This window comes from Methylorubrum pseudosasae, from assembly GCF_029504475.1.
Lineage (GTDB): Bacteria > Pseudomonadota > Alphaproteobacteria > Rhizobiales > Beijerinckiaceae > Methylobacterium > Methylobacterium extorquens.
Genome location: NZ_JAQGDU010000002.1, coordinates 1,127,758 through 1,148,941 on the forward strand (window position 1 = coordinate 1,127,758; position 21,184 = coordinate 1,148,941).

The 21,184-nt window shown below is 70.5% G+C and carries 16 protein-coding genes and 3 pseudogenes; 10 read left to right on the forward strand and 9 right to left on the reverse strand.

Annotated features, from left to right (window positions below; genetic code table 11):
* Positions 1-31: 31 nt before the first annotated feature.
* Positions 32-748, reverse strand: coding sequence for a PhoH family protein (locus M2437_RS06165; RefSeq protein ID WP_003603768.1), 717 nt, complete (start codon positions 746-748; stop codon positions 32-34).
* Between the two features lie 396 nt (positions 749-1,144).
* Positions 1,145-3,532: an ATP-dependent helicase gene (locus tag M2437_RS06170; protein WP_076641390.1), complete on the reverse strand. Its 2,388-nt coding sequence runs from the start codon at positions 3,530-3,532 to the stop codon at positions 1,145-1,147.
* 115 nt (positions 3,533-3,647) lie between these two features.
* On the opposite strand from M2437_RS06170, the gene M2437_RS06175 reads away from it, so the two are divergent.
* The 3 genes and pseudogenes from M2437_RS06175 to putA all read left to right on the forward strand — a co-directional run bounded on the left by M2437_RS06175 (position 3,648) and on the right by putA (position 10,771).
* A complete protein-coding gene (locus M2437_RS06175) occupies positions 3,648-3,887 on the forward strand; it encodes a hypothetical protein (RefSeq protein ID WP_253386833.1) in 240 nt (79 codons plus the stop codon).
* 160 nt (positions 3,888-4,047) lie between these two features.
* On the forward strand, positions 4,048-7,575 hold the full coding sequence (locus M2437_RS06180) for an AsmA family protein (protein WP_253386834.1): 3,528 nt from the start codon (positions 4,048-4,050) through the stop codon (positions 7,573-7,575).
* An 87-nt stretch (positions 7,576-7,662) separates the two neighbouring features.
* Positions 7,663-10,771: pseudogene (gene putA, locus M2437_RS06185) on the forward strand (bifunctional proline dehydrogenase/L-glutamate gamma-semialdehyde dehydrogenase PutA).
* 6 nt (positions 10,772-10,777) lie between these two features.
* Here putA and M2437_RS06190 read toward each other — a convergent pair.
* Complete coding sequence (locus tag M2437_RS06190) at positions 10,778-11,020, reverse strand: DUF2188 domain-containing protein (protein WP_003603627.1); 243 nt, start codon at positions 11,018-11,020, stop codon at positions 10,778-10,780.
* 189 nt (positions 11,021-11,209) lie between these two features.
* Positions 11,210-11,437, reverse strand: a complete 228-nt coding sequence (locus tag M2437_RS06195; protein ID WP_003603625.1) for a hypothetical protein — start codon at positions 11,435-11,437, stop codon at positions 11,210-11,212.
* A gap of 59 nt (positions 11,438-11,496) precedes the next feature.
* Between M2437_RS06195 and M2437_RS06200 the strand changes: the two genes are divergently transcribed.
* On the forward strand, positions 11,497-11,763 hold the full coding sequence (locus M2437_RS06200; protein WP_003603624.1) for a hypothetical protein: 267 nt from the start codon (positions 11,497-11,499) through the stop codon (positions 11,761-11,763).
* 16 nt (positions 11,764-11,779) lie between these two features.
* On the opposite strand, the gene M2437_RS06205 is transcribed toward M2437_RS06200, so the two are convergent.
* Both M2437_RS06205 and M2437_RS06210 read right to left on the reverse strand, forming a co-directional pair.
* Positions 11,780-12,334, reverse strand: coding sequence for a glutathione peroxidase (locus tag M2437_RS06205; RefSeq protein ID WP_253386835.1), 555 nt, complete (start codon positions 12,332-12,334; stop codon positions 11,780-11,782).
* A gap of 92 nt (positions 12,335-12,426) precedes the next feature.
* Positions 12,427-12,897 carry a response regulator gene (locus M2437_RS06210; protein ID WP_253386836.1) on the reverse strand — a complete coding sequence of 157 codons (471 nt, stop codon included), beginning with the start codon at positions 12,895-12,897 and terminating at the stop codon, positions 12,427-12,429.
* A gap of 381 nt (positions 12,898-13,278) precedes the next feature.
* On the opposite strand from M2437_RS06210, the gene argJ reads away from it, so the two are divergent.
* The 4 genes and pseudogenes from argJ to M2437_RS06230 all read left to right on the forward strand — a co-directional run bounded on the left by argJ (position 13,279) and on the right by M2437_RS06230 (position 17,229).
* Positions 13,279-14,523 carry a bifunctional glutamate N-acetyltransferase/amino-acid acetyltransferase ArgJ gene (argJ, locus tag M2437_RS06215; RefSeq protein WP_253386837.1) on the forward strand — a complete coding sequence of 415 codons (1,245 nt, stop codon included), beginning with the start codon at positions 13,279-13,281 and terminating at the stop codon, positions 14,521-14,523.
* Positions 14,520-15,242 (forward strand): SIMPL domain-containing protein, encoded by a 723-nt coding sequence (locus M2437_RS06220; RefSeq protein ID WP_253386838.1) that lies wholly within the window; start codon positions 14,520-14,522, stop codon positions 15,240-15,242. Before argJ ends, M2437_RS06220 begins: the two co-directional genes overlap by 4 nt.
* Positions 15,239-15,655: a (deoxy)nucleoside triphosphate pyrophosphohydrolase gene (locus M2437_RS06225; RefSeq protein ID WP_253386839.1), complete on the forward strand. Its 417-nt coding sequence runs from the start codon at positions 15,239-15,241 to the stop codon at positions 15,653-15,655. The genes M2437_RS06220 and M2437_RS06225 overlap by 4 nt, the downstream gene beginning before the upstream one ends.
* Positions 15,656-15,686: 31 nt before the next feature.
* Positions 15,687-17,229: pseudogene (locus M2437_RS06230) on the forward strand (DUF6880 family protein).
* An 8-nt stretch (positions 17,230-17,237) separates the two neighbouring features.
* Here M2437_RS06230 and M2437_RS06235 read toward each other — a convergent pair.
* Together M2437_RS06235 and M2437_RS06240 are read right to left on the reverse strand one after the other, a co-directional pair.
* Positions 17,238-17,594, reverse strand: coding sequence for a DUF427 domain-containing protein (locus M2437_RS06235; RefSeq protein ID WP_253386841.1), 357 nt, complete (start codon positions 17,592-17,594; stop codon positions 17,238-17,240).
* Positions 17,591-18,484: a methyltransferase domain-containing protein gene (locus tag M2437_RS06240; protein ID WP_253386842.1), complete on the reverse strand. Its 894-nt coding sequence runs from the start codon at positions 18,482-18,484 to the stop codon at positions 17,591-17,593. The genes M2437_RS06235 and M2437_RS06240 overlap by 4 nt, the downstream gene beginning before the upstream one ends.
* A 203-nt stretch (positions 18,485-18,687) precedes the next feature.
* Here M2437_RS06240 and M2437_RS06245 point away from each other — a divergent pair, with 203 nt between their 5' ends.
* Both M2437_RS06245 and M2437_RS06250 read left to right on the forward strand, forming a co-directional pair.
* Positions 18,688-18,915, forward strand: a complete 228-nt coding sequence (locus M2437_RS06245) for a hypothetical protein (protein WP_253386843.1) — start codon at positions 18,688-18,690, stop codon at positions 18,913-18,915.
* 29 nt (positions 18,916-18,944) lie between these two features.
* Entirely contained in the window at positions 18,945-19,712 is a 768-nt protein-coding gene (locus M2437_RS06250) for a ComF family protein (protein WP_253386844.1), read from the forward strand.
* 81 nt (positions 19,713-19,793) lie between these two features.
* On the opposite strand, the pseudogene M2437_RS06255 reads toward M2437_RS06250, so the two are convergent.
* A pseudogene (locus M2437_RS06255) lies at positions 19,794-21,054 on the reverse strand (MFS transporter).
* Between the last annotated feature and the right edge of the window lie 130 nt (positions 21,055-21,184).

A 21,184-nucleotide genomic window follows, 5' to 3' on the forward strand; every position in this document is an offset into this window, starting at 1 on the left:
GTCATCATTCACCGTCAGGCCACCGTGTTTACTAGAGCTTCTCTTCCTCGAACGCCCTGACCCATTCCGCGCAGATGCCGGAGCGGACGATGTCGTCGAGGGTGAACTCCACGATCGGGATCGTCATCATCCGGCTCTTCACGAGGTGGATGACGGTGCGAAGCCCCGAGGTCTCGCGCAGGTCGGTCTGAGACACATCGCCGTTGATGATGACCTGGCAATCGTCGCCGATGCGGGTCAGGAACATCTTGATCTCGGCGGTGGTGGTGTTCTGCGCCTCGTCGAGGATCACGAGGCAGTTCTTGAAGGTGCGTCCGCGCATCACTTCGAACGGCACCACTTCGATGTCGCCGGCTTTCACTGCGATGTCGAAGGCGGCCGCACCCATGCGCTCTTTCATGGTTTCGGTGAGCGGCGCGACCCAGGGCGCGATCTTCTCTTCGAGGGTGCCGGGGAAGAACCCGAGCGAACGGCCGGACGGCACGTTGGGGCGGGTGATGACGACCTTCGAAATCCGGCGCTGGCGGAGAAGATCGGCGGCGCGGGTGCCGGCGATGAAAGTCTTTCCGGTGCCGGCCGGTCCTAAGACGATGACTTGCGAAGATGACGCGAGGGCGTCGAGGTACTGACCTTGTCGATCGGTCAGTGGTTGGATCGGTGCGGGGTTACGTTCCTCGTCGAAGCGGGTGCGATGCATCCGGATCGGTCGGTCCTCAACCAGTTCAAGCCGTGCGCGTCGTCTCTTCATGGATCGATACTCCACCTTGACTCGTGCGTGACTCTCGCAAACTCGCTTTTTCAACCCGTCTCGACTTCCGCGACTCTCCTTCGATTCGGCGAAGACATTGCCGATCTTCGTTCAACTGTACGCAAGAGCAAAGCCAAACCCTATGAGTCGGTTCCACGGCGCAACATGAAGGCTGTGGAGAGCGGCTTTCAGGCAACGCTTCGCCCACGCCGCAAGGGTTGCAGGCGGGGGCGACGGCGGCGTGACGGCTTTGCGAAGAAGCGATGACCCAAGAAGCGTTGACCTATGCGCCTCGCGGCGCTGCCTGCGGATCGGGACGATCCCTGCCTGGGCCATCGCGGGCGTCGCCCTCCTCGGGCGGCGGCGCAGCCGGCGGATCGCCGCCGGCGGGACGCTTCAACCGGGTTGGAGGAAGCTGTCGAGCACCATTTTCCGGCCGGCCTTATCGAAGTCAACGGTGAGCTTGTTGCCGTCGATGCCGGCTACGGTGCCGGGGCCGAACTTGGTGTGGAAGACCCGTTGGCCGTGCTCGAAGGTGGAGGGCGCGCCCGTGGATTTGGCGACCAGCTCGCCCTCGATCTCCCGCGGGCCGCTCGCGCGGCCGCCCCGGCCCTGTCCCCCGTTCAGTCCCCCTCCGAACCCGCCCGAGGTGTTGGCCTGGGCCCGCTGCCAGCCCGGCGTGCCGTAGGACGAGCCGAACGGCGTCGGGTTGCGGTCGAAGCGGGAGGCGCCGGCCGAGAAATGCGCGGGCGCCTCGACCACGTCCACGGCCTGCGGCGGCAACTCGTCGATGAAGCGCGAGGGGATGGTCGAGGACCAAAGCCCGTGGATGCGCCGGTTGACGGCGAAGGACAGCTTGGCGCGCTTGCGGGCGCGGGTGAGCCCGACATGGGCGAGACGCCGCTCCTCCTCCAGGCCCGCCCGCCCGCTCTCGTCGATGGCGCGCTGGTTCGGGAAAAGGCCGTCCTCCCAGCCCGGCAGGAACACGGTGTCGAATTCGAGCCCCTTGGCGGCGTGCAGCGTCATCAGCGAGACGCGGTCGGCCCCTTCCGCCTCCGACGCTTCCATCACCAGGGATACGTGTTCGAGGAAGGCGGCCATGTCGGGGAATTCCTCCATCGAGCGGACGAATTCCTTGAGGTTTTCGAGCCGCCCGGCGGCGTCGGCCGAACGGTCCTTCTGCCACATCTCGGTGTAGCCAGATTCCTCCAGGATGGTCTGCGCCACCTCCGGATGCGGCTTGGTCTCCACTAGCCGCACCCAGCGCGTAAAGCTCTCGACCAGACCGCGCAGCATCGAGCGGGCCCGCGGCTTCAGCTCGTCGGTCTCGATCAGCTTGCGCGCCGCGGCGAGCAGCGGAATCCGGTCGGCGCGGGCGAAGGCGTGCAGGGTCTGGAGGGTCGCGTCGCCGAGGCCGCGCTTGGGCGTGTTGAAGATGCGCTCAAACGCGAGATCGTCGGCGCCGTTCATCGTGACGCGCAGATAGGCCAGCGCGTCGCGGATTTCGGCGCGCTCGTAGAACCGCGGGCCGCCGATGACGCGATAGGGCAGGCCGACCTGAACGAACCGGTCCTCGATCTCGCGCATCTGCGCCGAGATCCGTACCAGCACCGCGATCTCCGAGAGCGCGTGCCCCCTGCGCTGGAGCGACTCGATCGATTCGGCGACCTGACGCGCCTCCTCCTCGGAATCCCACGAACCCGTGACCGTGACGGGCTCGCCCGCCTCGTCCTCGGTCCGCAGGGTCTTGCCGAGGCGGCCCTCGTTCTTGGCGATGAGCCCGGAGGCGGCGGCGAGGATGTGGCCGGTCGAGCGGTAATTGCGTTCCAGCCGCACCACGGTGGCGCCGGGGAAGTCGTGTTCGAAGCGCAGGATGTTGTCGACCTCGGCGCCGCGCCAGCCGTAGATCGACTGGTCGTCGTCGCCGACGCAGGCGACGTTTTTCCGCGCCTGGGCGAGAAGCCTCAACCAGAGATACTGGGCGACGTTGGTGTCCTGGTACTCGTCCACGAGGATGTAGCGGAAGCGGTCCTGGTAATTGGCCAGGATGTCCGGATTCTCGCGCCACAGCTTGAGGCAGAGCAGCAGGAGATCGCCGAAATCGACCGCGTTGAGCGTTGCGAGCCGGGCCTGATACGCCGCGTAGAGCTGCCCGCCCTTGCCGAAGGCGAAGGACTGCGCCTCGCCCGGCGGCACCTGTTCGGGGCTCAAGCCCCGGTTCTTCCAGCCGTCGATGGTGTGGGCCAGCGAGCGCGCCGGCCAACGCTTCTCGTCGATGTTCTGGTCACTGATGACCTGCTTCATCAGGCGGAGCTGGTCGTCGGTGCCGAGAATCGTGAAATCGGATTTGAGCCCGACGAGTTCGGCGTGGCGACGCAGGATCTTGGTGCCGATGGCGTGGAAGGTGCCGAGCCAGGGCATGCCCTCGCCCGCCGGCCCGATCAGCCCGCCGATGCGGTGCTTCATCTCGCGGGCGGCCTTGTTGGTGAAGGTCACCGACAGGATGTCGTAGGGCCGCGCCTTGCCGGTGGCGATGAGGTGGGCGATGCGCGTCGTCAGAACCCGCGTCTTGCCGGTGCCCGCGCCCGCCAGCACGAGCACAGGGCCCTCCGTCGCCTCCACGGCGCGGCGCTGCTCCGGGTTGAGGCCGGAGAGGTAGGACGCGCCCTCGGGTCGCAGGGCAGCCATGGCGCGGGCGGCGATGGAGGTCGGGGCCGACGGCGCTTCGTCGTCGGACGGGCGCGGCCGGAACGCGCCGTGCGCGTCGTTGGGCTCTTGCATCATGCGCGCATCCCTGGACCAAAAGGCGAACGCCGTCGAGACCTGATCCGGAACCGGCGGCCCCCCTTACGCGTCACTCGGGAAACCCGAACCCGTCATCGATGAAGGATGCGAGGCCATGCGCGCCCCGTCTCTCGCCCTCCTCACCCTGCTCACCGCCCTGACGCCCGCTTGGGCGCAGAGCCCTGGCAATCGCGGCGCCACGAGCCGGCAGAACCAGTCGTTCGAGTACCAGAACCAGAACCGCAACTTCGAACAGCGCCAGACTTTGGAGAACAGTGCCATCCGCAACCAGATCCAGCGGGCGCCGCTCAACGTTCCGCCGCCGGCCGGGCCGTCCTTCGGCATCCGCCGCTGACACTAGGCGAAAGCTTGAGCGTGAGGTGCGGGCCGGCCGCGGCCTGTGCTATGGCCGCAGGAACGCGGGTTTCGCGCCGTTCAAAAGGCATCGGCCGTTCGAACGCGTGTGACACGCGAACGAAGTCCTGCGGTCCGCAGGCCAGGCGGAAGCGATAACGGTGCGTGATTCCCTGACCGCGCTCGCGGGCGCCGTCGTGCTGGTTCTCGTGGCGGCCCTTGCGGTGCCGCCGTTCATCGACTGGTCGGCTCATCGCGCGCTGATCGACCGCACGTTGAGCGACTCCCTCGGAGCCGGTGCTCGCAGCGAGGGTGCCATCGACCTGCGCCTGCTGCCCTCTCCGCATCTTCGCCTCGCGCGCCTCCGGCTCGGCGCCGAGGACGGGCCGGCCCTCGACGCGCAGGCGGTCGATGCGGAGATCGCGCTGGCCCCCCTGCTCAAGGGCGAGGTCCGCTTCGTCCAGACTTCGGTCGAGCGCGCCGGGCTCACCCTACCGGTTTCCGACGAGGCGCTGCTGCTGCCGCGCGAACCGCAGACGCTGCGCCGCGACATCGTCATCGACGACCTGCGCATCCGGCGCCTCACAGTCGCTACCGTGCGGACGGGCGAGGCGCCGCAGGAGCAGTTCGCGGCCGAGAACCTGCGCCTCAGGGCGCCGGCGCTGGCCGGGCCCTGGCTGGCGGAGGGGACGACGAAGGGAAGCCCGTTCCACCTCGCCACCAGCGTGGCCGGCAGCGACGGCAGTCTCTCGCTGAAGCTGACCGGCGGCGGCGACACCATGCCCCGCCTGGAACTCGACGCCCGCATCACCCTCAAGCCCGAGGATGCAGCGGATGCGGATCGGGTGCGCCGCGGCCTCGTGCCGGAAGCGGAGGGCACCGCGCGGCTTACCGTCGGGCCGCCGGTACAGCCGGCAGGCGCCGTCCTGCCGCTCACCCTGGCGGCGAAGTTCGCGTCGCGCGGTCCCCTGGTGCAGGCCAAGACCGTCGAGCTCGAACTCGACCCCGGCGGCAAGGCCGCCCGCTTGTCGGGCAATGGCCGCCTCGACCTGCGCGAGGCCCGGCTCGGCCTGACGCTACGGACCCGCCGCCTCGACTTCGACGGGCTGCTGCTCTCCGGCGGTGCCCGCGGGCTGCTGGCGCAGGGGCTGACATCGGGCGCCCTGACGCCGCCGCTGCTGCTCGATCTCGATCTCTCCGCCGAGAGCGTCGCGCTCGGCCTCGATGATTGGGCCGATGTCGGGTTTCGCGGCACCTTCGATCGCACCGGCGGGCTCGTGCTGCGCCGCTTCGAGGGCAGGGCGCCGGGGGCCGCGACCGTCGCGGCGACCGGCGAGGCCGAGCTGTCGGGCTCGCCGCGTTTCACCGGGCATATCGACGTCGCGACACGCAACTCGGAGGCACTGGGGCGCTATCTCGGCCGCATCGGCGCCGAGGAGAGTGTCACGGCGATTCTCGACGGGCGCGCTTTCGAGATCGGCACGGACCTCTCGGCGGCCGGCACCGACCTCTCCCTGCGCAACCTGCGACTCGCCCTGGGTGAAGCCCGCGTCACCGGCAATGCCCGCTACCTGCGGGCCGATGCGAACGGGCGCGGTCGGCTCGACGCGCAGCTCTCGGCCACCGGCATCGACATCGCCGAGTTGCCCCCGCTCGGTGAGCTGATGTCGGGCCTTCACCGGCACGATCTCGGCCTGACGCTGAAGGCGCGCGACGTGCGCTACGGACCCGCCGGCGCCCATTCCGGCAACGGCACCATCGCGGTGAGCCTGCAATCGGACGGCGCCAGCCTCGTCGTCGATACGCTCGACATCGCCAACCTCGCGGGCGCGAGCGCCCAGCTCGCCGGACGGATCGCGCCTGATGGGTCGGGCCGGATCGAGGGCCGGGTGACGGCCGGCAAGGCGGCGCCGCTGCTGGCCCTGCTCGAACGCGGCTTCCTGCCCGAGGCCCGTTTCGTGCCGCAGAGTGTCCGCCAGAGCGGGCTGGCGCTCGATCTGACCCTGGAACGTGAATCGGGCGAGGCGGACGCCTTGCGCGCATCCGCGAAAGGAAAAGCGGGCGAAGGCGATCTCGACCTCGCCCTCCTGACTCGCTCCGGCCGGATCGACCGCCTCGACGCCACGCTGACGACCCAGAAGACCGGCCGCTGGTTCGGCCGCGACGACATCGCCGCCCTGCGTCAGCCCGGGCGCCTGCGGCTGACCGGCGCCCGGCCCGCCGCCGAGGCCGGTCAGCAGAGCACGTCGCCGCTCGCGCTCGGCATCGAGGGTGATCTGGCCGGCCTCACGGTTTCGACGCCGCACCCGATCCTGCTCGACGCCCTCGACCGCCCTCCGGCCGGTGGCACGCTGCGGCTGGCGGCCCCCGACCTTGCTCCTTTCCTGATCCTCGCCGGCGGTGCCGCCCCGGCGGCCGGGCCGTTGCCCGCGTCGCTCACCCTGGCCCTGTCGCGCCGGAATGCCGCGCTGCACGCCGATGTCACGGGGCAGGTGGCGGGAACCGACCTCACCGCCGCCCTCGACCGCGCCCCGGACGGCGCGCTCGCCGGTACCGCGACGCTCGCCCGCCTGTCCCTGCCGGCACTGTTTGCGGCGACGGTGTTGCCCACCGACACCAGCGGGCGCTTCGCCCCGCTGCCGGCGCAGCCGCAGGTCAGCCTCGGCCTCACGATCGGCCAGCTCGATCTCGGCCGGGGACTCGTTGGCGACAATGCGAGCCTGACGCTGGTGCGTGAGGGCGACGCGCTGAGCCTGCGCGATCTCTCGGCCGGTCTCGCCGGAGGGCGGCTCGGTGGCAGCATCACCCTGGCCCGGCCGGCGGGTGCTGCTGCAGTGTCGGGCGAAGGCAGCGTCGAGGGCGCCGATCTCACTGGCCTGATCGGGGCGGGACCGGTCACGGGCCGACTTTCGGCCTCCCTGCGGTTCGGCGCCACGGGCGTGAGCCTCACCGCCCTGGCGAACGAATTCTCGGGCAATGGCGAGATCCGGCTCACCGACCTCGTGCTCCCCGGCGCCGATGCGGGCGCCCTGGACCGGGCGCTCGGGAAGGCGCTGGCCGAAGACGACCCCTTGCGCGAGGGTCGGCTCCAGGCGCTCGTGTCGGAAGAGCTCTCCGCTGGTCCGCTCCGGGCCAAGGGACCGGTTTCGGCCGCCTTCACCCTCTCCGCTGGCACCCTGCGCACGGCGCCGTTCGGCATCGATCTCGGCCCGGCGCGCTGGAACGGCACGCTCCAGGTCGATCTGCGCAACCGCACGCTCGACGCCCGCGGCGCCCTGACGGCGGCGGCCGGGCCGAAGGGCTGGACCGGGGCGGCGCCCTCGATCCAGCTCGGGTTCGGCGGTCCGCTGAGCGCGCCCGAGCGGCGGCTCGACGCGGCGCCTCTGACCACCGGCCTCGCCGCCCTCGTGCTCCAGCGCGAGCTCGAGAAGATCGAGCTGTTCGACGCCGACCAGAGCGAGCGCCAGCGCCGCCGCGCCCGCATCGAGATGGACCGCGCCCGCCTTGCGGCCGAGGAGGCGGCCCGACAGGCCCGGCTCAAAGCGCAGCAGGCCGCCGAGGAGGCGGCGCGGCAAGCCCGTCAGCGCGAGGCGGAGGAGGCCACCCGCCGGGCCCGGATTGAAGCTGAACCGGCACCCGCCCCGGCGACGCAGCCGCTTGACATCAGCCCGCCGAGCGCGAAGCCGTAACAGCCGGCGCAGGGCGATCACGGACCGCCGATTTCGTGAGTGACGGAATCGGCCTGTCGGACGACAGAGAGAGTGCTACTCTTTCATATGACCGATGGCCCGATGTCTGCTCCGCGCTTTCAGGCCGCCTACGCCCCGGATGATGCCGCTTTGGCGGAGGCGCTGCTGCGTGAGGCGCCCCTGCCGGCGGCCACGGAGGCGGCGGTCGATCGGCTCGCATCCGACCTGATCGGCGCGATCCGCGCGGATGCCGGCCACGGCGCCGTCGAGGCGCTGCTGCGGGAATATGCGCTGACGACCCGCGAGGGTCTCGCCCTCATGAGTCTCGCCGAGGCGCTGCTGCGTGTGCCCGATGCGGCCACCGCCGACCGGCTGATCGCCGACAAGCTGCGCGAGGGCGATTTCGTCCATCACGCGGTGCGTTCGGAAAGCGGCCTTGCCCATGCCGCCTCCTGGGCGCTCGGTCTCGGCGCCCGCCTCGTCGGCCCGCAGGACACGCCCGAGGCGACGCTGGGCAGCATGGTCCGCCGCCTCGGACGCCCGGCCGTGCGCGCGGCGGCCCACCGGGCGATGCGGGTGATGGGCGGGCAATTCGTGTTGGCCGAGGAGATCGGCGCGGCGCTCAAGCGGGCCGGCTCGGGCACTGCCCGCCGTTCCCGCTTCTCCTTCGATATGCTCGGCGAGGGCGCCCGCACGGCGGACGACGCCGAGAGCTACCGCCAAGCCTATGCCCGCGCCATCGCCCGGATCGGGCGGGAAGCCGGCAACGCGCCGCTTCCGGCCCGGCCGGGCATCTCGGTGAAGCTGTCGGCGCTGCATCCGCGCTACACCCCGACGCAAGGGGCGCGGGTGATGGCCGAACTGGTGCCGGTGGTGCGCGACCTCGCCCGCGACGCCCGCGCGCATGACCTCAACTTCACCCTCGACGCCGAGGAGGCAGAGCGGCTCGAACTCTCCCTCGACGTGTTCGAGGCCGTGCTGGCCGATCCGGCTTTGGCCGGCTGGGACGGATTCGGCCTCGCGATCCAGGCCTATTCGAAGCGCTGCCTTCCCGTGATCGATTACGTCGCAGAACTCGCCGAGCGGCACGACCGGCGGCTGATGGTGCGTCTCGTCAAGGGCGCCTACTGGGACACGGAGGTGAAGCTCGCCCAGACGCAAGGGACGGCCGACTACCCCGTCTTCACCCGCAAGGCGATGACGGACCTGAACTATCTGGCTGCCGCCCGGCGGCTGCTGGCGCTGCGCCCGCGCCTCTACCCGCAATTCGCCACCCACAACGCGCAGACCGTGGCGAGCGTGCTCGGTCTGGCCGGGCTGCTCGATCGTCCCGCGGACGAGGAGGCCGGCTTCGAGTTCCAGCGCCTGCACGGCATGGGCGAGGCGCTCTACCAGCGGCTCACCGAGCGGGCGCCGGGCGTCGGCCAGCGGGTCTACGCGCCCGTTGGCGGCCACCGCGAGCTGCTCGCCTATCTCGTCCGCCGGCTGCTGGAGAACGGGGCGAACTCCTCGTTCGTGGCCCGCGCCGCCGATCCCTCGGTGCCGGCGGCCGAACTGCTGGCCCGGCCTCAGGCCCTGGTGGAGGCGCCTTCGCAGGCCCGGCACCCCAAGATCCCGCTGCCCCGCGACCTGTTCGGACCTGAGCGCCGCAATTCTCCGGGGCTCGCCTTCGGCGACGGCGCGGCGCTGCGACGGTGGACTGATGCCGTCGCGCGGGCCGCCGGCCCCGCCGCGGCCGCGCCGATCATCGACGGCGCCGTCCAGACCGGCCGCGCCCGCCCGGTGAACAGCCCCATCGACGGCGCAGCCCTCGGAAGCGTCATCGGGGCGGACCCCGCTACGGCCGCGCTCGCCATGGAGGCGGCTGCGCGCGGCTTCCCCGCCTGGGCCGCGACCCCCGCCCGCGAGCGTGCCGCCTGCCTGGAACGGGCGGCCGACGCCTTCGTGCGGGAGAAGGGCCGGCTGCTGCACCTGCTGCAAGCCGAGGCCGGCAAGACCCTCGACGACGCCGTGGCGGAGTGGCGCGAGGCGATCGACTTCCTGCGCTACTACGCGGCGCAGGGCCGGGATCTGTTCTGCGAACCGCAGGACCTGCCCGGCCCGGCGGGCGAGGCCAACAGCCTGCGCCTCGTCGGCCGGGGCGTGTTCGTCGCCGTCTCACCCTGGAATTTCCCGCTCGCGATCTTCACGGGGCAGGTCGCCGCGGCGCTGATGGCCGGCAACGCCGTCGTCGCCAAGCCCGCGCCGCAGACGCCGCTGGTGGCGGACTTCGCCGTGCGCCTGCTCCACGCGGCCGGTATTCCAGGGAGCGCCCTGCACCTCGTCCCCGGCGGACCGGAGACCGGCGCGGCACTGATCGAGCATCCCGCCCTGTCCGGCGTGGTCTTCACCGGCTCCACCGCCACGGCGCAGCGGATCAACCGGGCGCTCGCCGCCCGCGACGGCGCGATCCTGCCGCTGATCGCCGAGACCGGCGGCATCAACGCGATGATCGTCGATGCCACGGCGCTCCCCGAGCAGGTGGCCGACGACGTGGTGGTCTCGGCTTTCCGCTCCGCCGGCCAGCGCTGCTCGGCCCTGCGCCTGCTCCTCGTGCAGGAGGATGTCGCCGACCGGATGATCGCGGCCGTGGCCGGCGCGGCGCGGGAGCTGGCGGTCGGCGACCCCCAGTGATCTGGCCATCGATCTCGGTCCGGTGATCGACGCGGGCGCAAAGAAACGGCTCGACGCACACATCGCGGCCATGACCGCCTCGGCGCGGCTGCACTATGCCGGTGCGGCGCCGGGCGGCCTCACCGTGGCGCCTCATATCTTTGAAATCGGCGGCGTCGCCGACCTGCGGGAGGAGGTGTTCGGGCCCATCCTCCATGTCGCCCGATACCCGGCGGACGGCCTCGGCCCGGTCCTCGCGGCGATCCGGGCCGGCGGCTACGGGCTCACCCTCGGCATCCATTCGCGGGTCGAGGAAACCGCCGAGCGCATCGCCGAAGCCCTGCCGCACGGCAACGTCTACGTGAACCGCAACATGATCGGTGCCGTCGTCGGTAGCCAGCCCTTCGGCGGCTCCGGCCTGTCGGGCACCGGCCCGAAGGCCGGCGGTCCCCATTATCTCGCCCGCTTCGCCACGGAGCGGACGCTGACCGTCAACACCGCCGCGGCGGGCGGCAGCGTCGGCCTCATCACCCTGGAGGGTTGAGGCGGTTCAGTCCTCCACGACCCGGGCCACCGGCCGGTCGCTGCCCTGCGCGGTCTCGTCGTGCCACTGGCCGCGCCCGTCCTGATAGCGGATGCCTTCGGTCGAGCCCGGAACCTGCTGCTCGGCGGCGGCAGCCTGCGCCGCCTGCAACGCCTCCGCCCGGCTCGGGAAGGTCTCCGAGAACACGTCTCCGACCTTGTAGGCGAAGCCGCCGTCGTGCTCGACGATATGGTAGGTCACCTCGGTCATCGCAAAATCCCGTTCGTTTCCAACGTGCTTCGTTTCACGTGCCTAGAGCATCGTCCTGGAAAAATGATCCAGGACGATGCTCTAGGCACCTGTTTTGCATCATCTTTTTCCGAAAGCCGGCAGCCACCTTTCGGGACGATGCTCCAGTGCCCGAACCGGTCGGGATGCCGGAGGTTCCGTTCGACGGCCTCAATGCCGTGTCGGCGCCCGGCGCGGGAGGCGGGCCACCGCGGCCTCGCAGCCGGCGATCAGGGAGCCGCGCACGTCGTCCCGGTCGAAGCCGACGCCCTCGGGAAAAGCGACGACATGGGCCTCGGTCCAGCCTTCGGGCCGGATATGCGCGATCCAGCCCTCCGGCGTCCGTTCGAAGCGGACCTCGTATTCGGTGCCGTCCTGCTCGAAGCTGTGCGGTTCCATGGCGCGATCTTTCCGGCCGCAATGATGACGCGACCGGCTGGCATGTGGGGAGGCGCCCCATGCCGGCGCGAGTCCCCGCCGACCGGAAAATCTCACCGCCGATGCGCCCGAGCACCGTCTTCGCCGCCGCGAGCCTCTGCCTCGCTGCCCTGCCATGCCGGGCCCAAGGCGTGCCGTCGAACCCCTTCGCCTCGAACTACCCTTCGGCGCCGCCGCGCATGGTCGAGCGGGAGGGGCGCCTTCAGGCCCCGCGCGCCCGGCGTCCCCTGCCGCCGGGGCGGATCGAGCGCGGGTTGCTGCCGCCGGCCGACGTTCCGGGCCGGTAAGCGAACGGCGCCTTGCTCAAGCCTGCCCCAGTTCCGCGACGATGGCGCTGACGATGCGTGGATCGCTCGGATCGACTTGGGTCGCGAAGGCCGCGCGCAGGGTGCCGTCACGGCCGACAAGATACTTGTGGAAGTTCCATTGCGGGCTCTGCCCCGGCTTCTGCTCGGCCGCCCAGCGGTAGAACGGATGGGCGGCCGGCCCCCGCACATGGGTCTTATCCGTGACCGGGAAGGTGACGCCGTGGTTCTTTCGCGCGGCATCGGCGATGGCGGCGCCGTCGAGCGGCTCCTGATTGCCGAAATCGGGCGAGGGCACCGCGATCACCGTCAGGCCCCGCCCGCCGAAGCGGGTCCAGAGACCTTGAAGGCCGACGAATTGCGGAGCGCAGCCGCAGGCGGTGGCGGTGTTGACCACGAGGATAGGTTTGCCGGCATAGGCCGAGAGCGGAAGGCCGCCGCCCTCCGGCTTGTCGAAGGCGAAGGCACCCGCCGGCCCGGCTTCCGCGGCATGGGCGCGGCTCGCGGCGAGAACGGCGAGCATCGCAAGGCAGTCGCGGCGGCGAATCGTCATGGCGTTGTGTCCTCCAGCCCGGAGGCTGCCATACCCGGCCGGCCGCCGGGTACGGGCCGGATCGTCGCGGGCGCGACGATCGGGAGGCGGAATTAGCCGGCGCGGGCGGCCATCGCCTCACGGACCGAAGAGGCGACGGCTTCCTCCTGGCCCAGGGAGGATATCAGCAGCGCGTCCGCCGGTACGAGGTCTGCACAGTCGTTGACCGCCGAATCGCACGCGACGACGATTCCGAGATTCGGTCTCAACGCACGCGCCTCCGCGGCGAGTTCGCTGAGGCCGAGCGCGCCGTGCAGTTCGGCATCGGTGACGAGAACATCGACGGGCAGGCCGAGCACCAGCACGGTGAGGGCATCGACGGCCGAATCGACGGAGATGGCGCTATAGCCGGCGCGGCGGATCTGCCCGTTGATCTCATCGCGCCACTGTTTGCGGCGCCCGGCGACCAGCACCTGGACCCCGTAGCAACTGCGCGGCGCCGCGACGGCGCCGACCTGTAAGTCCGAGCGAACGGGATCGAGGTCGATGGTCGCTTCCTCACGATCTTGGGTGCGCTGCATCATTCTAGGTTAAGCAGGTTACACAAGGCATTCAAGCGGCAACGCCCGACGGTGGCGATGGTGCATTTTTCGAGACACACTTTCTGTCGAAGATTTCGCAACGGGACTCGGGAGGGCTTTGTCTTCTGCGTCGCAGAGTTGCATCGCCGAAGAACCGGCTATCCCGGCCAGTCCGGTCCGCAGCCTTCACAGGAGCGGCAGCGCCGGGAACGCGCCTTCTCACGGCCACGGGCCCCACCCGGCGTGTTGACGTGAGGCCCGGCGGGCGCAAGACAGCGACCCGCGACCCACGACTTTCATGCCCGTGTCGCCTGCGCATGCGAGGCCGCCCCTCCCGACGCGGCCGAAGAGGCGAGAGCGGGCACGAGACGGAGCCGACGACCGATGTCATCCACCGAGATCTCCCCCCTGGCACCCGCCACCTCGCCGTCGCTGCCGGAGATCGCGGGCGTGCGCATCGCCACGGCCCAGGCCGGCATCCGCTACAAGAACCGTACGGACGTGCTCTACGTCGCCCTGGCCGAGGGCACGCAAGTGGCGGGCGTCTTCACCCGCTCGCGCTGCCCCTCGGCACCGGTGGATTGGTGCCGCGACGCCCTGAAGGCGGGCAAGGGCGCGCGGGCGCTCGTGGTGAATTCGGGCAATGCCAACGCCTTCACTGGGCTCAAAGGGCGTGAGGCCGTGGCGCTGACCGCCGACATCGCGGCTCAGGTTGCCGCTTGCGCCCCGGAGGCGGTGATGATCGCCTCCACCGGCGTGATCGGCGAGCCGCTCGACGCGCGCAAGTTCGACGGCGTGCTGGCCGAATGCGCCGGGCGCGCCGAGGGCGGGGCCGAAGCCTGGGCGCAGGCGGCGCAGGCGATCATGACGACCGACACCTTCCCGAAGCTCGCCACCCGTCGGGTCGAGATCGCTGGGGTGCCGGTGACGATCAACGGCATCGCCAAGGGCGCGGGCATGATCGCCCCCGACATGGCGACGATGCTGTCCTTCGCCTTCACCGACGCGGCTCTGCCGCAGGACGTGCTCCAGGACCTGCTGAGCGCGGGCACGAAGACCTCGTTCAACTGCGTGACGGTGGACGGCGACACTTCCACCTCCGACACGCTGCTGCTCTTCGCCACCGGTGCCGCCGGAAACGCGGCGGTGACGCGGGCGGACGATCCGCGGCTCGCCGGCTTCCGGGCCGCTCTGGACGACCTGCTGATCGAACTCGCTCAGCTCGTTGCGCGGGACGGGGAGGGCGCCAACAAGCTCGTAACCGTCGAGGTCGAGGGCGCCGAGAGCGATCCGTCCGCGCACCGCATCGCCATGTCGATCGCCAACTCGCCGCTGGTGAAGACCGCGGTGGCCGGCGAGGATGCCAATTGGGGCCGCGTGGTGATGGCTGTCGGCAAGGCCGGCGAGCCCGCCGACCGCGACCGCCTCGCGATTTGGTTCGGCGACGTGCGCGTCGCGGTGCAGGGCGCCCGCGACCCCGATTACAGCGAGGAGGCGGCCAGCGCTGTCATGCGGCGGCCCGAGATCACCGTGCGGGTCGATCTCGGCCTCGGCCAGGGCCGGGCGCGCGTCTGGACCTGCGACCTCACCAAAGCCTACGTCGCCATCAACGGGGACTATCGCTCGTGAGGTTCTTTTCCGCGCTGGCCGTTCCCGTCCTGCTTTTCACCGTGGCGGCACCCGCCATGGCCAATGACGAAACCGGCCGCATCCGGGTGATCGGCCGGGCCTCCCAGGAGATCGCGCCGGACTTCGCCTCCGTCGAGATCGGCGTCGAGACCGGCGGCGCCACGCCGGCCGCCGCCCTCGATGCCGCCAGCCAGGCGGCGAAGGGTATCGTCGCGAGCGCACGGGAGATGGGCGTGGCGGAGGCCGATATCGGCACCTCCTCGATCACCCTCCAGCCGCGGACCAAGACCGTCCGCCAGCCCGACGGAACGATGGGCGAGCGGGATGACGGTTACACCGCGGGCAACCGCGTGCGGGTGCGACTGGCCGAGATGGGCAAGCTCGGCGAATTGATGCGGCGTACCCTCGAATCCGGTGCCAACCGGATTCAGGGGATCAGCTTCGGCCTGCGCGACCCGGCCGCGGCGGAGGCCGCCGTGCAGGTCGCCGCGGTCAAGGATGCGCGCGCCCAGGCCGAGCGCATCGCCGAGGCGACCGGTGTGAAACTCGGCACCGTCGTCTCGATCGAATCGCCGCCGCGGGCCGAATCGCCCCGCCCGATGCCCTACGGCATGGCGATGAAGGCGGCGGCCCCCCGTGGCCGCACCGCCGTGCCGGTCGTTGCAGGATCGATCGAGACCTCGGCCGAGGTCGATGCCGTGTTCGCGATCAGCCGATGAGCACGCCGCTCAAGCTCCTGCTCGTCGTCGCGGCGGCCCTGGTCGATACCGACGGGCGCGTGCTCATGGCCCAGCGCCCCGAGGGCAAGGCGCTGGCTGGCCTCTGGGAGTTTCCCGGCGGCAAGGTCGAGTCCGGCGAGCGGCCGGAGGAGACGCTGATCCGCGAGCTCGCCGAGGAACTCGGCATCACGGTGAAGGAGCCCTGCCTCGCGCCGCTCAGCTTCGCGAGCCACGCCTACCCGGATTTCCACCTGCTGATGCCGCTCTACATTTGTCGGCGCTGGGAGGGGCTGCCGCAGTCGCGCGAGGCGCAGGCGCTCCGCTGGGTGCGGCCCGGCGGCTTGCGCGATCTGCCGATGCCGCCGGCCGATCTGCCGCTGATCCCCTTCCTGATCGATCTGCTCGGACCCTGACCGGGCCCGAGGCCTGAGAGGGACGGGAGCGATGGCGCGACGGGCAAAAGCGGCGGTCGAGAAGGCGGCGGAGGCGCCGACGCCGGCCCGCCGCGACGCCGCGAAAGTCCCGCAGCACCACGCCGACGGCGGAGAACCTCGCAGCGCTCAGCCAGGAGCGGCTGATCGCCCTGATCCTCCAGGAGGTCGGCCAGAGCGCGCCCTTCAAGAAGCGGGTGAGTGCCGCGATCGCCGCGCTCCAAGGGCCTGACAGGGTGGCGGCCCTGATCGACCGCCGCCTCTCGGCGCTGGAAAAGGCCCGCGGCTATATCGACTGGCAGAAGCGCCGCGCCTTTGTCGCCGACCTCGATGCCACGCTCGCGACCATCATCGCCGACCTGAAGCCGCTCGATGCCGGCATGGCCCTCGACCGGCTGCTCCGTTTCCTTCGCGGCGCGAGCGCCACGCTGGAGCGGGTCGATGATTCCAGCGGGCAGGTGCACGGCCTCTACGAGGCAGCCGCGGAAGCCGCCGCGGGCCTCGCGGCGGGGCTTTCGGCGGATGCCGCGCTGAGCTTCGCGACCCGCGCCCTCGACGGTCTCGACGACGACGGCTTCGGCCTCGTTGGCGCCCTGCTGGTCGATCTCCTGCCGAAGCTGCCGAAGGCGGCGCTCGAACCGCTGGACGCGCATCTCGTCGAAGCCCTCGCCAAGCTTCCGGCCTCGGCCGGGAAGAAGACCGGCCCGGCCGCATCCGGGAGGGCCGGGCAGGAATGGGAGCGGCGCTATCAGCGCCTGAGTCTCACCCGCCTGCGTCAGGTCATCGCCGACGCCCGCGGCGATGCCGACGCGTTCATCGCCCTCGAATTGGAGATGTCACCCGAGCGGCCCGACCTCGCGGCGGTGGCCGAGCGGCTGCTCGCGGCGGGCCGCGCCGAGGAAGCGCTCGATTGGATCCGCCGCAAGCAGAAGCGCGGCATGGCCGTGGTGACGCGCGAGGATCTGATCGTCGGCGGATTCGATCCCGAAGGTCCGGAACGTGAGCGCGAGGCGGTCGAGATCCGCATTCTCGACGCGCTCGGCCATAAGGACGAGGCGCAGGCGCTCCGCTGGTCGCGGTTCGAGAAGAGCCTCGATCCGCAGGCCCTGCGCGATTACCTCGCCCGCCTGCCGGATTTCGAGGATGAGGAGGCGCTGGAGCGCGCCTTTGCCCATGCCGCGAGCCGGAAGGACCCGCATGGCGGCCTCTACTTCCTGATCCGCTGGCCGAATCTGGACCGCGCCGCCCGCCTCGTGCTCAACCGGCGCGAGGCGTGGTCGGGCCGCATCTGGGAGCTTCTCGCCCCGGCGGCCGAGGCGCTGGAGCCGGACCATCCGCTCGCGGCGAGCGTGCTCTACCGCGCGCTCATCGACGACATCCTCGAACGCGGCCGCTCGCCCGCCTACGGCCACGGCGCGCGCCATCTGATGCGTCTGGGCGAACTCGCACGGGAGCTGGCGCCGGGCGACCTGACGCCGAGCCACGCCGAATACGTGGCGCAGCTTCGCAAGGCGCACGGGCGCAAGTCCGGGTTCTGGTCGCAGGTGGAAGGGTAAGGCGAGCCTCACGCCTCGATGGCATCGACCCGGTCGGGATAGAACGCGACGTGGCCGCGGATGCGGGCCACCGCCGGAAACGGGTTCTCGTAGGACCACGCCGCCGCTTCCCGCGTCGCGCCGCCGGCGGTCAGGTCGAAATAGAAGGCCTCGCCCTTGTAGGGGCAGAAGGTCCGCTTCGGATTGGGGGTGAGCGCGTCCGCGGCGACATCCTCGCGCGGGAGGTAGAGAACGGGGTCGTAGCCCGCCTCGCAGAGTTTCAGCGCCCGCCGCGTCTCGGCGACGATGCGCCCGCCGAGCCGCACCCGCACGGGGGTCGGATGGGGCGTGATGGTGATCGGGTGGGAGGGGCCGGGCTCCCTCATGCCGGCTCCTCCCGGATCGGAAACCGATGCTCGGCGGCGCCGAGCGCATCCGCGAGCCGCGCCTTGGCGCTGCCGGGCCGAAGCGGCTTCTGCTGGCTCTCATGCGGTGCCCAGCCGGACAGCCACAGAATCTCGAAGGTCGCCCGCAGCCGCCCGTCCGGATCGGAGAAGCGCTCGGCATAGATCGCGGCGGCCCGCATCAGCGTCGCCCGGCGCAGCGGCGCACGGCGCCGGTCGTGAAGAGCATTGGTCAGCCCCATAGCCCGCAGATCGCGCATCAGCGAGAACGGGTCGCCGTAGCGCACGGTGATGGTATCGGCGTCCACGACCGGCAGGGCGAAGCCCGCCCTCTGAAGCAGGCCGCCGAGGTCGCGCAGTTCGGCGAAGGGCGCCACACGCGGGCTCGCGCCGCCTTCGGTCTCGCTCTCGGCCTGGAGGAAGGCCTGGCGCAGCTCCGTCAGCGTCGCCCCTCCGAGGAGGCCGGCGAGGAACAGGCCGTCGGGCTTGAGCGCACGGCGCACCTGCAGCAGGGCGCCCGGCAGGTCGTTGACGTGCTGAAGCGCCAGGGCCGACACCGCGAGGTCGAACCCGGCATGTCCACCGAACGGTAGCACTTCCGGGTCGCCGACCACCGACCCGCCCGGCTCGGAGACCGGAGCGAGGCGGATCATCCGCCCGACCCGGCCGGTCTGCAAAAGACGTTCGGATACGAGGGGAAGCGGCGTGCCGAGATCGAGCCCGAGGGGAAAGGAGCGGGTGACCGCCGCCAGACGATCCTCCAGATCCTCGGCGACCCGCTCGAGCAGGAAGCCGGCATAACCCGATCTCCGCGCACGCGCGATGCGTCGTCGAACAAGGGCGGGATCAAACAGGGGGGCGGACTCGTTCATCGATCGGGGAGATGGGGCTCCAAGGGCATGACGGCCAGGGCGTAAGTTCAGCCCGGACCTTATGTCCGCAGGCTTCGGTCCGGCAGTGTACGGCGCGGTTTCACGATTTCGCGAATCATGCCTCTACACTATCGTCCAGTCGGGATGGTCTTGGAACGGAAACCGGGTCTCTCCGTTTTGCTCGTCGATCGAGGAGATTGAAGATGACCCGGATTTTGATCCGCGCCGCTCTGATCCTTGCCGCCGTGGCGCTGGCCAGCACCGCGGAGGCCAAGGGTTGCTTGAAGGGTGCCGCGGTGGGTGGCGTGGCCGGGCATATGGCCGGGCACGGCGTCATAGGTGCCGCGGCCGGATGTGCAATCGGCCGGCATCAGGCGAACAAGCGGGACAAGGCCGCGCAGCAGGGCGGTCAGGGAAATAGCGCGCGCTAACGGCTTGGTGTGACAACGATCGGCTCTTGATGGCAGCGACCGGCCTTCCCGCTCTGAGTGGTGGGATCCGGCGCATCGCTTCGACCCTCATCGGCCTGATTTATCCGCCGACCTGCGTGTCCTGCGGAGCGGCGACGGGTCAGCCGCATGCTCTCTGCGCCGACTGCTGGAGCGGTCTGCGGCTGATCGAGCGGCCCTATTGCGAGCGGCTCGGCACTCCCTTTGCGCTGGATCTCGGCGTCGGCCGCCTGTTGTCGCCCGGCGCGATCGCTGAGCCGCCGGCTTTCGGTCGGGCCCGGGCGGTCGCCGTCTACGAGGGCACCGCACGCGACCTCGTTCACCGTCTCAAATATAACGACCGCCTCGATCTCGCTCGGACCATGGCCCGCATGATGACGTCGGCCGGGCGTGAGCTGCTGGACGAGGCCGAGTTGATCCTGCCCGTGCCTCTGCACGGCCTGCGCCTCTGGCGGCGGCGCTTCAACCAATCGGCCCTGTTGGCTCGAGAGATCGCCCGGGTTTCGGGAACGCCGTGCGAACTGCGGGCCCTCGCCCGTGTGAAGGCAACACGGCCCCAGGTCGGTCTGACCCGCCATCAGCGCGCGATGAACCTTCAAGGTGCCTTTCGCGTGCCGGACGACGCGCGATCGCGGATCGCCGGCCGGCGCCTCCTGCTGATCGACGACGTCGCTACCACCGGTGCCACGGGCAACGCCGCCGCACGGGTGCTGCTGCGCGGCGGTGCGGCGAGCGTTGATCTCCTCACCTTCGCGACCGTGACGCGGGACGGGCTGTAGCCCCGTCCCGTCCGCGCGAACGGAAACGGGGGCCGCAAGGGCCCCCGTCCAACCGATCCGTCTTGGACGCAGCGATGCGTCTTACGCGTTTGCCGGTTCCATGCGGCCCCCGGCCTGAACCTGCGCCTCGGCCGGCTGGTCGAGCACCTTGCCGCGGGGCCCAACCCAGGCGCCGACCCACTTCCGCTGCCACAGGAACAGGCAGCCGAGCACGAGGCCGGTGAACACGGCGTAGGCCACGAAGCCGGTGGCGAACCCGCCGGTGTACTGCTTCGAGAAGCCCATGACGTTGGGCAGGATCGCGCCGCCGAGCGCACCGACCTCGCCGATCATCGAGCCGGCCACCGCGGTGTTGGTCGGCCAGCGCAGGGGTACGAGCTGGAACAGCGCACCGTTGCCCGCGCCGAGTGCGGCGAAGCAGAGCATGAACAGCAGCGTCGTCACGGCGAGCGAAGGCGTGGCGGTCAGCGCCAGGAACGAGCCGATCGCGGCCAGCAGCACCAAGGAGAGGACGAGGATGCCGCCCATCCGGTCGGCGAAGTAGCCGCCGAGGATGCGGATGCCCGAGCCCATCAGGGCAGCCAGCATCGTCAGGCGCCCGGCCTCGACCTTCGTGACCGCGAACTGCTCGTAGAAGAAGGTCGGCAGGAAGTTCGACAGGCCGATGAAGCCGCCGAAGGTGATGATGTAGATCAGCGAGAACGACCAGCCGTCCTTGGTGAACAGGCAGGAGACGTGCTCCTTGAAGGTCTGGCCGTGACAGTCCGGCGGCTCTTTGGCGAGAAAGATCATCACGAGGATCGGGATGATCATCACGAGGCCGGCGAAGCCATAGACCGCCTGCCAGCCATAGGCTTGGGCCAGCGGCGGCGCGAACAGCACGGCGAGCACGGTGCCGGAATTGCCGGCGCCCGCGATGCCCATGGCGAGCCCCTTGTGCTCCGGCGGGAACCAGCCCGAGCCGAGCGAGAGCGCCACGCCGAACGAGGCGCCGGCGATACCGAGCAGCACGCCCATGGCGAGCACGTCGTTAATAGGAGGAGACGAAGAAGAAGCCGTAGGCCATCGCCAGAACGATGACGCCCATCTCCGTCAGTGCCGCGTTCTTGCGGCCGATATACTGGGCCAGGATCCCGAGCGGAAAGCGCATGATCGCGCCGGCCAGGATCGGAAGCGAAATCATGAAGCCGGTCTGGGCCGGGGTGAGGCCGTAGGTCTCGGTGATGAACGGGCCCATCGCGCCGTTGAGCACCCAGATCGCGAAGCAGAAATCGAAATAGAGGAAGGCGGCGAACAGGGTCGGGGGGTGGCCCGACTTCATCACGGTTTTGAAGGATGCCATCGGCGTGCTCGTTGGGCTCGAAGACGCGCCGCTGGCTTTGAGCCGGGCGCGGTCTCTCATGCGGAAGAGTGTGTCCGGACATGCGCCGTCCGAGCGCGAGGCGCCGTTGCCCCGCTCGCCGCCCGAGGGC